At 43.5% G+C, this 12,269-nt stretch carries 12 protein-coding genes and 1 pseudogene; 3 read left to right on the plus strand and 10 right to left on the minus strand.

Annotated elements, in window-relative coordinates; all coding sequences use genetic code 11:
• Window positions 1-99 precede the first annotated feature (99 nt).
• Complete coding sequence (locus QVP03_RS00775) at window positions 100-522, plus strand: restriction endonuclease subunit S (RefSeq protein WP_310591119.1); 423 nt, start codon at window positions 100-102, stop codon at window positions 520-522.
• On the opposite strand, the gene QVP03_RS00780 is transcribed toward QVP03_RS00775, so the two are convergent.
• From QVP03_RS00780 to QVP03_RS00820, 9 genes and pseudogenes are all read right to left on the minus strand, one after another.
• Window positions 502-2,079, minus strand: a complete 1,578-nt coding sequence (locus tag QVP03_RS00780; protein ID WP_022331788.1) for a restriction endonuclease subunit S — start codon at window positions 2,077-2,079, stop codon at window positions 502-504. The two genes, QVP03_RS00775 and QVP03_RS00780, sit on opposite strands and share 21 nt — an antisense overlap.
• A 15-nt stretch (window positions 2,080-2,094) precedes the next feature.
• Entirely contained in the window at window positions 2,095-2,592 is a 498-nt protein-coding gene (locus QVP03_RS00785; protein WP_007563580.1) for a hypothetical protein, read from the minus strand.
• A 2-nt stretch (window positions 2,593-2,594) separates the two neighbouring features.
• Complete coding sequence (locus QVP03_RS00790) at window positions 2,595-3,074, minus strand: type II toxin-antitoxin system death-on-curing family toxin (RefSeq protein WP_007563581.1); 480 nt, start codon at window positions 3,072-3,074, stop codon at window positions 2,595-2,597.
• Complete coding sequence (locus QVP03_RS00795) at window positions 3,067-4,083, minus strand: hypothetical protein (protein ID WP_007563582.1); 1,017 nt, start codon at window positions 4,081-4,083, stop codon at window positions 3,067-3,069. The genes QVP03_RS00790 and QVP03_RS00795 overlap by 8 nt, the downstream gene beginning before the upstream one ends.
• Window positions 4,084-4,098: 15 nt before the next feature.
• On the minus strand, window positions 4,099-5,607 hold the full coding sequence (locus tag QVP03_RS00800) for a class I SAM-dependent DNA methyltransferase (RefSeq protein ID WP_009038143.1): 1,509 nt from the start codon (window positions 5,605-5,607) through the stop codon (window positions 4,099-4,101).
• Window positions 5,608-5,609: 2 nt separating this feature from the next.
• A complete protein-coding gene (gene hsdR, locus QVP03_RS00805; protein WP_022331790.1) occupies window positions 5,610-7,925 on the minus strand; it encodes an EcoAI/FtnUII family type I restriction enzme subunit R in 2,316 nt (771 codons plus the stop codon).
• 14 nt (window positions 7,926-7,939) lie between these two features.
• Entirely contained in the window at window positions 7,940-8,146 is a 207-nt protein-coding gene (locus QVP03_RS00810; protein WP_007563585.1) for a helix-turn-helix domain-containing protein, read from the minus strand.
• 98 nt (window positions 8,147-8,244) lie between these two features.
• On the minus strand, window positions 8,245-8,988 hold the full coding sequence (locus QVP03_RS00815) for a hypothetical protein (RefSeq protein WP_022331791.1): 744 nt from the start codon (window positions 8,986-8,988) through the stop codon (window positions 8,245-8,247).
• A gap of 308 nt (window positions 8,989-9,296) precedes the next feature.
• Window positions 9,297-10,481, minus strand: a pseudogene (locus QVP03_RS00820) (hypothetical protein); the annotation flags it as partial.
• A 106-nt stretch (window positions 10,482-10,587) separates the two neighbouring features.
• Between QVP03_RS00820 and QVP03_RS00825 the strand changes: the two are divergent.
• Window positions 10,588-10,749, plus strand: coding sequence for a hypothetical protein (locus tag QVP03_RS00825; protein ID WP_022331793.1), 162 nt, complete (start codon window positions 10,588-10,590; stop codon window positions 10,747-10,749).
• A 149-nt stretch (window positions 10,750-10,898) separates the two neighbouring features.
• Window positions 10,899-11,804, plus strand: coding sequence for a PLP-dependent cysteine synthase family protein (locus tag QVP03_RS00830; RefSeq protein ID WP_237957003.1), 906 nt, complete (start codon window positions 10,899-10,901; stop codon window positions 11,802-11,804).
• A gap of 88 nt (window positions 11,805-11,892) precedes the next feature.
• On the opposite strand, the gene QVP03_RS00835 is transcribed toward QVP03_RS00830, so the two are convergent.
• Window positions 11,893-12,269: thioredoxin family protein (locus QVP03_RS00835; RefSeq protein ID WP_288210577.1), on the minus strand; the 377-nt coding region annotated here is incomplete at its 5' end.

Genomic DNA, 12,269 nt, shown 5'->3' on the forward strand with positions numbered 1-12,269 from the left:
GTATGAAAAAGCAATAGCAAGTATTATGAGAGGATAAATGCGCAAACCGTTGAGATTGAGCTTCCTTTTGAATATCCTAACAATTGGTCTGTGCTACGTTTGAAAGATATATGCCAACTGATAGACGGTGAAAAAAGAAACGGAAAGGGCATCTGTCTGGATGCAAAATACCTACGTGGTAAATCATCTGCTACCATTGTAGAGAAAGGAAAATTTGTCTATGCCGGAGATAACATCATTCTTGTAGATGGTGAAAATTCAGGTGAAGTTTTCACTGTTCCGCAAGATGGGTATATGGGGAGTACATTCAAACAGTTATGGCTCTCTTCGACTATGTGGAAACCATATATTTTGGCTTTCATTCTGTTCTATAAAGAGGATTTGAGAAATTCAAAAAGAGGTGCGGCTATTCCGCACCTCAATAAAGAGTTATTCTACAATCTGCCTATTGGTATTCCACCTTATCAAGAACAGCAGCGTATTGCAAAACGGATAAATGAACTATCGCAGTTGCTCAAATAGTTTTTCTATTTGAGCAACAATGCGTTGTTGTTCTTTAATCGGAGGTAATGGTATTAATATTTCTTTTACTTTTGCTATACTTACACCACCTATAATGCCCGTTTTATTTAGGTTAAATAGTTCAAAGAACGATGGTGACTGTAGATAATAGTACATGTATTTCCCGATTCCAACAAATGGTGAGAAACAACATAACTTATTCCCAAAACACACATCTTGATTCAGTATTGCAATTTTTCTTCCGGCACTTCCACCTTCAATACACATCAATATTGAGTTATTGGGAGCAAGTCTAAAATCAGGTTCATATTGTTTTGGAATCGCAATGCCATTATCGTAAATAATCCGATTATTAAAATCAACATCCTTAGTTCCAATATAATAACGTCCTATAACATCTGTAAATTTTGATTTCTTTTCAGTTTCACTAATACTGTTGCCAGTGTAAATGTTTGCAATATGAGAAAGTCTTGTCCATACCCAATTCTTGGGAGTTTCAAAAGGTATCTGTTCTGTTATATCTAAGCACTTTTTACCTACCTGCTCATAATACTTGTTATCGTCACCTTTATAGATAACAGAATCAACCAAAGCAGATTTCTTTAGCTTACCTTCTTTAATGAGTTGCAGTTTCTCCAGCTTTATCTGTTCAAGCAATTCTTGCGCAGTTCCTTCCTCTGTAATTTGTGGAACAAGTCTGCCTTGTATGGCTTCTTGGAGAATAGACTTCTTTAGTTTGTCGTCTATACTTTCATTGAGATTGTCCAAATCCTGCTGTGTTTTAGCATACCGTTGAAATATAGGAGTAAAGCTTGCTAATTTTTGCACAAGACGAGACTGTTCTGCTTTCGGAGGAATTGGTAAAAGCATCCTTCCTAATGTTTTTCCATTACAATTGGGTTGTGCGGTAGCGATTGTTCCGGACTTCAATTGTTCCCAATACAATCGGCTTTCCATAAATGATTTAAGATATTGTGGACACAACTCTTTTGAATATCTTGTTCTTATGAGGTAGCCAGCATATATGGCTGGTTCAGGAACAGACTGAACTAAAAATGATTTACCCACAGTTCCACCAGTTCTTGCAAAAAGAATATCATTTTCTTTGAGTAGGTAAGTATCAATATCATAAGCTTCTATATTGCAAAATGGAACATTTTCCCATTGAACTACATTATCATGAATATCACTGATTCTAACCATTTTTATATCACCTCGTTCAAGGGCTGGGGCATTATATCCATATTGGATTGACAATGCAATATTACCCCATCTTTCCCATTCCCACCCCTTTGGAATTTCAAACGGAATCTCCTCATCAATGCACTTCACCTCGCCCGTAGCAAGAAACTTCTCATAATAGGAATTATCGTCACCACGGTAAATGATAGATTCGTTTTTGTCTTTTTTGATTTTCTTTTCCTTGACCAGTCGGGCTTTTTCAGCTCTGATACGTTCAAGAAGTACCGATGCCGGTTCGTCATTAGGGTCTTGCGGTACAAGTTTTCCCTGTATCGCCCACTGGAGTATGCTGTTTTTTAATTGTTTTCCGTTCATCTTATTCTAACTGATTTAGAAGTTTTCGTCTTTTTGTTTTTCATTCAGATAGAACTGATATAACTTTTTCCCTATCTTATCTTTTTTGAAAGTACGTTCATGATTCATAGGAGTCATAGACAAACGAATTTTTGCCACACCTTCATTCAAAATTTCAAACTGCTGTGGAGTAATTCTAAATTGAGCAGTAGAACTAATTTCTGTGATTGGTATTACAATATTTCCACTTATAACACCAGCAGATTGACTTCCATTCCCAATCACAGTTCCTCTTAGTTCAAGATATTTACCTGTGAATGTTCTAATTTTCATGGTTGGTTTAGTGAGGAAATTCATTCTGTCTGAACGTACTGTGGCTACTATAGAATAAATGGTGTCTTGCTTAGCCACACTGTATTTCATATTGCAACCTTCAGCTGCGAGTGCTTTATAAGTATAACCTACTGTTTGTGCTTTAGCGTTAATTCCTAAAATAATACAGAACAGTAATAAGATAATTTTTATAGTTTTCATATTTAATCTTTTTCGTAATCCTCCCCTTGTATTCCTAACTCTCCTTTGCTCATGGCATTGGCAATATCTATTTTCAGTTCTTCGTCATAATCTTTACTTGTCAAAAAGCTATTGACGATGCGTAGCAGCAAATCTTGGTTGATATTCGATGCTGCCACATGATAAATGATAGATTCCAATGTACGCATACAGATGCAAGCGTGCCAGTAGTAATTATTCTTGTGTAAGAAGTAAGCTCCCAAAGTCAGCGCAATACGTTTATTCCCATCATTGAAGAAATGCCCGGAACAGAATCTATACATCAGATAGGTCAGTTTCTCTGCAAAGGTCGGATAGTATAAATCATTTTGTACAAAATCCAATGTAGCACGAATGCCACCTTCATCACGCACTCCTTCAAAGCCACCATCGCTAGCATCAATCATTTTGCCATAGATGGTTAAGGTTTCATCGTAGTCTATATAAACAATTTCCTCACTCATCTTCTGCCTGCTTTAAGCGTTTAAGCACATCTTTATTGTCCGCTAAGATACGGTCAAAATCAATAGACTGGTCACCGATGAATCGTTCAAACTCTTCAGGAGTAACAGCTTGCAGATAATCTGCTATATTACCATGATACGCATCCCGGAAACTGAAATCCCTTGAAGCCATTTTGGTTCTGGCATCATTTAAATAAGGTTTCTGCATCGGATGTTCGGCAAGTTCATTCACAATGCGCTCTACCTCGTCAATGGTAAGTAACCTGCCACCATTTTCTTTAAACCGTTCACTGAGAGCTGCCCCCACACCGTTTTCAAAAGAAGAAATAACCAATAAAACCTCTGAATACAGCGTGTGTCGAACATTGTCTTTGGAATCCAACTTCAATACTTCCCGATACTCCTTAGCATTCTCCTTGAATACAGCCTTATATATAAAGTCTGTAATTTGAGGATATTTGTATGTGGGATGTCCGTCCACATATTGATTGATGGCAGAAGTGAGATTCTTGCGATAGTTTTCTTCTGTGATTGCAGCAGGAAGATAATGTACATCCCTGCGGTTTATGTATTTTGTTCCGCCACCCGTCTTTTCATTGATGGTGGTAATCACGAAATCCAAGATAAGGCTACGTACTTTTTTTGCTTTCTCACTCTCTGTAAGCAACATACCCATATCCAAGAATGAGCGGAAATTAAACAATCCAAGTTGGGTCGTTTTGCTCCCGACATTTATGACGGGAGCAAATTGTAACTTTAACTCTTTCAGGTGTTTACCTTTACATAAAACATAACCGTTAGCTGCTAATTCATCTGAATGTTTTTCCAAATAGCGTTCTATGGTTCGTTCTTCTACTTCGTAGAAATCGGCAACCATTTTTTTTGTAAAGCGATACTCTCCCTCAAAGAGCATTCCTTCAATGTCAAGATGCTCCTGTACTTTGCTGACCGCAAAACGGTTGTTAAGTACATTTTGTCTTTCTATGTTTGAGATGGTTAAATCTTTCATATCACTTCACAATTATCAGTTACACGATTTTATGTCAATGCCGAGAATCTTTTGAATTTCGGAAAGCGTTTTGTCTATTTCATGGTCGAGCGCAGCACGTTTTTCAAAATATTGTTTGAGCAGTTCTGCTGGAGGGAGTATTTCTTCTTCCTCTTTCGGGAACTTACATTGATCAAAATTGCAATCCAAGTCTATCAATTGTTGGGCAGTGAACACACGGCTCTTTTCACCCACCTCGTCACTGATAATTTCTTTCCTGTCTTTCCACCATTCCTGAATAGGTAGGGTATGCTCCACCTTCATTGGTTTGGTCTTTGAGAAGTGTTTGTACCCTTCCGGCATATCAAGACGATAGAACCATGTTTCTTTGGTCTTGAATCCTTCTTCGCAACCTTCGGCTTCTTCATTATTAAAGAAAAGGATATTGGTTGCAATAGATGTGTATGGAGAGAATATAGAACCCGGCAAACGGATGATTGTATGTAGATTGAACTTGCGAAGGAGATTTTCTTTAAGTGCAAGTTTTGCTCCATCTGTACCAAATAAGAAACCATCAGGGATAATCACACCGCACCGTCCACCAGCTTTGAGGCGATACATGATAAGGGCGATAAACAAATCCGCAGTTTCACTTGAACGGTACTGTACTGGGAAGTTGCTTTTTACGCTGTCTTCCGTGCTACCACCATACGGAGGATTCATGCCGATAACATCAACCTTGTCGCTTTCCTTGAAATCAGTAACATTCGTTCCAAGCGAATCACAGTTGGTTATGTTGGGAGCTTCAATATCATGGAGCAGCAGGTTTGTGATGCTCAAAAGGTAGGGCAACGGTTTCCATTCCTGACCTACAACGGCATTTTGTAGTTTTTCTCCATCTGCCGCAGAGCCAATATTCCTGCCCATATATTTAAGTGCCGAGGTGAGGAAGCCTCCCGTTCCACTGGTGAAGTCGCCAAAGGTTTCGCCCAATTTCGGGTCGAGCATCATCACAATAAAATCAGTCAATGCACGTGGTGTGTAGAACTCTCCGGCATTTCCTGCCGATTGCAGATCTTTCAAAATTCCCTCATAAATATCTCCGAATGTGTGACGGTCGTCAGCATCGTCAAATTCGATTTCGTTTACAATGTTGACCACTTGGCGCAGAAGCGTTCCATTCTTCATATACTGGTTCAAGTCTGCAAATGTTTCTTGAACAATGCTTTTAGCTCTTGGGGTATTGGCATCTATCGGGAGATTCTTCAAGGTAGGAAACAGTTTCTCATTGACGAAAGAGAGTAGGGCTTCTCCCGTCAATGCTTCACCGTCTTTTTTATCTATTGCCCAGTTACGCCAACGCAAATCCTCGGGGATAATGGACTTGTATTTCTCATCTTTCCATTCCCATGTTTCTTCTTGTGTGTCATAGACTTTCAAGAAGAACATCCAAGTCATCTGTTCAATTCTTTGTGCGTCACCATTGATACCTGCGTCTTGACGCATGATATTCTGGATTCGCTTTATGATATTATTTACTGCCATTTTTAAGCTGATTTATATATTTGATATTCCAATTCTCTGATGGCTTGTTCAAAAGCGACTTTGCCACCAAATAGTTTTATGATTTTAGTTGGTTTCCCTATGCTGTTGAATGGAGGAATCTCCAAAATATTTGCCTTTTCAAAGTCAAGAATACCATTCTCCGCATATTTGTCAAGAAGAGCCTCCAATACTTCACGAGCCTTGCCTTCGTACTTTCCGAAGTAGTTACGTTTCTTTACATTGTTAGCCCTTTCTTTCCTCGTCAATGGTGGTTGGTCAAATGCAACGTGACATATCACATCGAAGATATCGGCATCTTTCAATGCTGGATTTGCTTCACGTACTGCGTCTATCAAGATGGCATATTCCTTTAACTCATCCATAACCGCCTGTTTGCGTTCTGCTTCAGTCCACGTTTGTACGAAATCATCCAAACTTTGATAGTGTCGCAACAGTTGCTTTCTCGCAAAGGACTGAACGCTTTCCGTTCTCATGGTTTTGCCATCCTCTCCCAAAACAGATACTATCTCATGAGCAATACGAATATCCTTTCCATTGATAAGATACTTTTCACGAGGTTCGTGAGCTGTTGGAGGATTTGAGGGAACAGGCGGATATGGCTTCGGCTTTTTTCCACTGCCTTGGGGTGGTTCAGGGTCGCCGTCAAATGACGGGTCTTTGAATTTTGCGGTAGCATTGCGGAAGTCGAGGATTTCCAGATGCCACTTGCCTTTGTCTTTTCTAAGTCGTGTGCCACGCCCAATGATTTGCTTAAATTCCGTCATAGAGCCAATTTCTTTATCAATGACGATTAAGCCACAAGTTTTGCAGTCCACTCCTGTAGATAGAAGTTCGGAGGTAGTAACAATTACCGGATAAGGTTCGTCAACACTGATAAAGTTGTCTAACTGCTTCTTCCCCTCTTTGTCCTCTCCGACAATGCGTGTTACGTAGTAAGGAGATTTTTTACATAAATCGCTATTCATGTTGATAAGCAGTGTTCGCATTTCGGCGGCTTCCTCAATATCTGAACAGAACACGATTGTCTTTGTCATACGACCGATGTCGTATAACATTTGGGTAATCCTGTGTGCTACTACTTTACGCCTTAACTTAATGGCAAGGTCACGACCTATATTCTGTCTTTGATATAATTTCTGTTCAATCTCCTTTCCTAATAAATCTATTTCACCTTCATCGGGAGTCCAGCCCTGCAAATCAACGTTGATGAAGTCGGCAGTAACCCGATATGGAGCCAAGAAACCATCTTGGATTCCTTGAAGAAGGGAATAGGTATATACCGGCTCTCCGAAATAATCCAAGTTGTTTGCTCCTTCATCAGCTTTCGGGGTAGCAGTCATACCGATTTGGGTAGCCGAGCTGAAATACTCCAATACTTTGCGCCATGCAGAATCGTCCTTTGCGCTACCACGATGGCACTCGTCAACGATAATCAAATCAAAGAAGTTTGGCTGCACCTCCAAAAACGGATCTGGCTTGCCCTCTTTTCCAACCAGTTGGTGGTATAACGCCATATATACCTCGTATGAGGAGTCAATTTTCTCTTCGCCTTCCCCAACAGAAGTTATCTTAGTCATAAACTTCTTGAAAGGTTTGAAGTCTTGCACCATTGTTTGGTCAATGAGGATATTTCGGTCTGCAAGATAAAGAATCTTTTTCTTTGCTCCGCTTTTATGGAGACGATGGATAATCTGGAAAGCAGTAAAAGTCTTACCAGTACCGGTAGCCATTACGACAAGTACACGCTGTTGTCCTCTTGCAATGGCTTCCACTGTACGGTCAACCGCTATACGTTGGTAATATCTTGGCTCATGGCTATGGGCATCATAATAAAACGGTGTTTCTATTATGTTAAGTTCATCCGATGTATAGTTCTTGGATGCAAGATAACGATTGTATAGTTCTTCTTCTGTCGGGAAATTTTCTAACTTGATTTCGGTTTCTTTCCCTGTGATAAAATCATGTTCCAAGAAAGCATCTCCATTACTGGAATACGCAAATTTCAAGTCAAGGATTTGGGCATAATCCATAGCTTGTTGAATACCACCACCAACAGCGTGTTTATTGTCTTTGGCTTCTACTACTGCAATGGGCTTACCTTTATGGTATAATAGATAATCAGCCTTTTTCCCTTCTGCTACTGAATGTTGGTTGCCAACAACAAGTACTCGACCATCCGTGAAATAATACTCTTCACGCATATTTACGCTTACCGCCCAGCCTTTTTGTTGGAGTGCAGGGGTAATGAACAAAGTACGTATCTCTTGTTCTTTGAGTTCTTTCTTGTTTACTTCCATGATAATAAATTGTTTTAGGATTTATTACTGCTAACAATCAAATCTTTCACGTCAATATCAAGAACATTAGCTATATCATTAAGGGTTTTGAGGTCTGGTTGAACAGAATTACTACACCATTTACTTACAGTGCAATTGGATTTACCAATCTGTTCTGCAAGCCATTTTCCTGTTTTCTGTTGTTCTGCAAGTACTACTTTTAGTCTGTTCAAATTAGCCATGAGGTAAAATGTTTTAATTCAAGAGCAAATTTATATAAATAGTCTGATAACATAAGCAACTTCCGATAATAATTATTATTTGGAAGCGAAAAAATGGCTTAGATACCGTATTTCGACAGGATATTTTCGTCAATTTCAATTTTATGCCGACCTGTTGTAGTTCGCAGATTCTTTCTTACGGTGTCAAACGTGGAGTTAGTGAACCATTCGGCAAATGTCGCCATCACAAATGATGTAGTTACATCTCCACCTATATTATATTGGAAAGCGATGTTCCAAGCAAAGTTCTTTAAAGAGATTTGTGTGAGCGAACTATGTTTCTTAATATGAATCTCGGTCATGGAAAGCACTTGACGATTAGTCACAAAATAGCGGACAGATTCGCAAATTTGGAAAATCTCTGTTTCGTCCAAATCAAAACGCTTGAATGTGTCTCGTGTATATTTCAGGATAGCATTTAATTTCTCGTCTTCTTCTCTTTCTTTTTGTTGCTTGTATTGTTGTTGCTCATGCTGGTATTCATAATGGAATAATTCCATACGCCTTTTTTGTACTTCTACACAATCTTGGGTATGTAAGGATGCAACAGCCGAAGTCTTTTTATCTGTCACTTCATCGGCTAATGCCAAATGTGACAAAGGAGTTTCTATAATGTATCTTGCTATAGAGATGCAAAGATGATATAGAAGTTTCAGTATCACATATCCGACAGCCATAACGAACGGAAGCAAACTCATTCGTATGCTAAGCATATTGCATATTTGAAATGCAATCATTGAAGCCAGCAACACCGCAATGACCTCTATTGTCAAAGAATGGAGTATATATTGTTTTTGCTTCATGCCTATTGTTTTTTATTTCTCAATGCAAAGGTATAACACTTTTTCATAAAAAACGAAAGGAAAAAATAGATACAGTTTTGCAAATCAATAGCTTATGAAAAGAAAAGCATAATAAGAGAAAATATCGAAGACTATCTGAAAACAAGAGAAAATAGAAATCGTCAAAAACAGTATAGTTAAACTAAGTTAAAGTTTTTTTGCGGTAGCTTTTCTATTCTCGCTAAGGCTGAAATATAGAGTAAACGAAGTAAAGTAATCATATTTGTACCAAGTTGTATATAATACACTGATATACATTAGTAATTATCTTTGAGGAAGTAGTCCGACTCCATCCGCTGATCGAACATGTGGATGTCGCGGATGCACAATGCGCCGCCTTCCCATAGCAGGTTGGTGCGGTAGTAACGGCTGTTGTACCATACGGTTTTACGATCCTTTTCACGGTAGTCGGTCAGTGCCGTGACGGCCGTCGGGGGCGTTACCGGGAAATTCTCCCGGAACCATTCGCCCGACCGGGTGAGCGTCTCCACACGGATTTCGCCCTTGCGGAAACGGTTTGCCAGCAGCGGGATCTGGATGTTGAGCCCCTTCTCTATACTGCCCCAGGTGAAGGAGTTTTCCTGCCCGGCCTGGGTGTAGGCGAATGCGAGGCAGGGTTCTTCGAACATCGACCGGAAGAACCACTCGACCCACTGGCGGCTGCCGCCGCTGTCGCCGTAGACGGGTTCCAGCGAGATCACCCCCTGCAAGGCTCCGCCCACGCAGTTGTCGTACTGGTAGATCGGGTCGCTGCCCAGCATGCGGAATACGGGGACGGGGATCTGTCCCTCGCGGGTCTGAGCAGGCATGTAGGCATTGACCCGGCTGGGATAATAAGCCTGGTTCCAGTAGCCGCCCCACAGCGTGTAGCCGTCGGTACCTATCTGGTCTTTGCAGTTGCACGAAGCGACGATGCCGTATTTGTCGTACATGTACCCGAGCGTATAGGCGTCGATGAACCATGACCCGATGGCCGTCGGGTATTTGCCGAATATCTCTTTGAATTTTTCCATGTAGACGTCCACCAGTTTGCGGCGTTCTTCGGGTGTGTACCCCGTTGCGAAGCCCACGTCGGCATGCCAGTCCCACGGGTAGCGGCCGCGCCACTTGAGCCCTGCGGCTTCCACGTGGGGCTGCGTGATCTCCCACCAGCCGCCCACCTCGGTGCCGGGATAGACATCCTGTGTCAGCAGTTTCCGGTAGCGGGGATTGATCAGCGCGTCGTATTGCAGCAGGAACGTGGCCGGGAGACCGTATTCGGCGAGCTGTGCCGCCTGCCGTGCGACGGTTTCGTAGAGTACCGTTTCGGTGATCTCTTCGCTGCGCGGTTCGATATTGCGGATGAAGTTGACGATGTTGACGATGCGGGGTGCCTCAGAGCCGGCCTTGCCGGCTGCGGATGCGGAGATGCATCCGCAGCAAAGTGCGAGCAGGAGTAGTTTGCAGGTTTTCATGATTATTTTGTTTCAGGTATACAAATATAATCGGCAGATCCGAACCGAGGCAATTCCGGTGTGCATTTTGCAGGGAAACGTACGTAATATGCCAAAATTCGTACCTATGGAAAACAAAGAAACGACCTGCACGCCCTGCGAGCAGAATTTCGAACGTAAAGTGAATGAGCTGGTCAAGGAGGGCGAAGCCCCCGATGCCGAGCAGCGCGCAAAGAAGGAGGCCGAGGTCAAGGCCGCTTTCGACGAACACGGGAAGCCGGAAAAATAACCGTTCCGGATGAGGATTGGGGTGCCTGCACATTCGTTGTGCGGGCACCCCTGCGTTTGATGGCGGCCGGCTTTCGGGCGGAATCGGACGGGCGGATTGCCGCTATTTCGGGGAAATGATTATCTTTACGCGGTTAATTAGGTCGATTTATGGTAAAAAAGAATATTTTGGGTACTATCGGGGGAACCCCGATGGTGCGGATCAACCGGCTTTGCCCCAACCCGAACGTCAATATCTATGCGAAACTCGAAGGTTTCAACCCCACGGGCAGCATCAAAGACCGCATTGCGCTGCGGATGATCGAGGAGGCCGAACAGGACGGGCGCCTCACGCCCGGCAAGACGATCATCGAACCGACGTCGGGCAATACGGGCATCGGCCTGGCCATCGTCGGCATCGTCAAGGGATATCCCGTGGAGATCGTGATGAGCAGCGCCGTGTCGGTCGAGCGGCGTAAAATAATCCGTTCCTATGGTGCGAAGGTGATCCTTACGCCCGCCGAGGAGGGAACCGACGGGGCGATCCGCCTGGCCCGCAGCAAGGTGGCCGGCGACCCCGAAAAATATTTCATGCCCGACCAGTTTGCCAATGCGGGTAATTACCTGGCGCATTACCAGTCTACGGCACTGGAAATCTGGCAGCAGACAGGCGGCAGGATCGACTACCTGGTCTGTGCGATCGGCACGTCGGGGACGCTGATGGGGCTTTCGCGGTTCCTGAAGGTGATGAAGCCCGACATCAGGGTCGTCTGCGCGCAACCGATCCGGGGCCACTATATCCAGGGATTGAAGAATATGGAGGAGGCTATCGTTCCGGACATTTACGATCCTTCGCAGATCGACATGCAGGAGATGGTCGAGAGCGAAGAGGCGATCGCCATGGCGCGGGAGATCATTGCCAGGGAGGCGATCTTCGCCGGCATGAGCAGCGGCGCCGCGATGCTGGCGGCCGTGCGCACCGCGCAGCGCATCGAACGGGGCAATATCGTGGTGGTTTTCCCCGACCGTGCCGAGAAATACCTGAGTACGACGATGTTCGACGAGTTCGCGGACTGATGTGCGGACGGTGGATGTGAAAAAGCCTGCGACCGGAAAGTCGCAGGCTTTTTTGCCGTCGCAGTGCTTCTTTTTGCTGTCGTAACCCCTATTTTTGGGCGTTGTAGGCTTCGACGCCGCTCTTGAGGAATCCCACGAAATTGTCGACGTTGAGGTCGTACCCGCGCGGCGGCACGAGTTGTTTTCCGTCCCGTCCCTGGAGCACGTAGTAAGGCTGGGCATTTACCCCGTAGGTTTTCAGGGCGTAATACGAGTTTATCTTGCCGAGGCTTTTGAGCACCTTTCCCGTGTCGGTGGTTACCCATTCGTCCTCGGGAAGCACTTTCTTGTCGTCGGAATAGAGCGCCACGATCACGTAGTCGTTGCGCAGGATGTCGAGCACCTGCGGGTCTGCCCATACGCGGGCTTCCATTTCGCGGCAGTTGACGCACCCGTGACCCGTGAAGTCGATGAAGAGCGGTTTGC

The organism is Alistipes sp. CAG:29 (assembly GCF_000435435.1).
Classification (GTDB): Bacteria; Bacteroidota; Bacteroidia; order Bacteroidales; family Rikenellaceae; genus Alistipes; species Alistipes onderdonkii.

Bases quoted from the DNA above. Each gene is read 5' to 3' on its own strand.
- QVP03_RS00780 (WP_022331788.1), bottom strand. From the start codon at position 2,079: ATGAACGGAAAACAATTAAAAAACAGCATACTCCAGTGGGCGATACAG.
- QVP03_RS00785 (WP_007563580.1), bottom strand. From the start codon at position 2,592: ATGAAAACTATAAAAATTATCTTATTACTGTTCTGTATTATTTTAGGA.
- QVP03_RS00790 (WP_007563581.1), bottom strand. From the start codon at position 3,074: ATGAGTGAGGAAATTGTTTATATAGACTACGATGAAACCTTAACCATC.
- QVP03_RS00795 (WP_007563582.1), bottom strand. From the start codon at position 4,083: ATGAAAGATTTAACCATCTCAAACATAGAAAGACAAAATGTACTTAAC.
- QVP03_RS00800 (WP_009038143.1), bottom strand. From the start codon at position 5,607: ATGGCAGTAAATAATATCATAAAGCGAATCCAGAATATCATGCGTCAA.
- hsdR (WP_022331790.1), bottom strand. From the start codon at position 7,925: ATGGAAGTAAACAAGAAAGAACTCAAAGAACAAGAGATACGTACTTTG.
- QVP03_RS00810 (WP_007563585.1), bottom strand. From the start codon at position 8,146: ATGGCTAATTTGAACAGACTAAAAGTAGTACTTGCAGAACAACAGAAA.
- QVP03_RS00815 (WP_022331791.1), bottom strand. From the start codon at position 8,988: ATGAAGCAAAAACAATATATACTCCATTCTTTGACAATAGAGGTCATT.
- QVP03_RS00825 (WP_022331793.1), top strand. From the start codon at position 10,588: ATGGAAAACAAAGAAACGACCTGCACGCCCTGCGAGCAGAATTTCGAA.
- QVP03_RS00830 (WP_237957003.1), top strand. From the start codon at position 10,899: ATGGTAAAAAAGAATATTTTGGGTACTATCGGGGGAACCCCGATGGTG.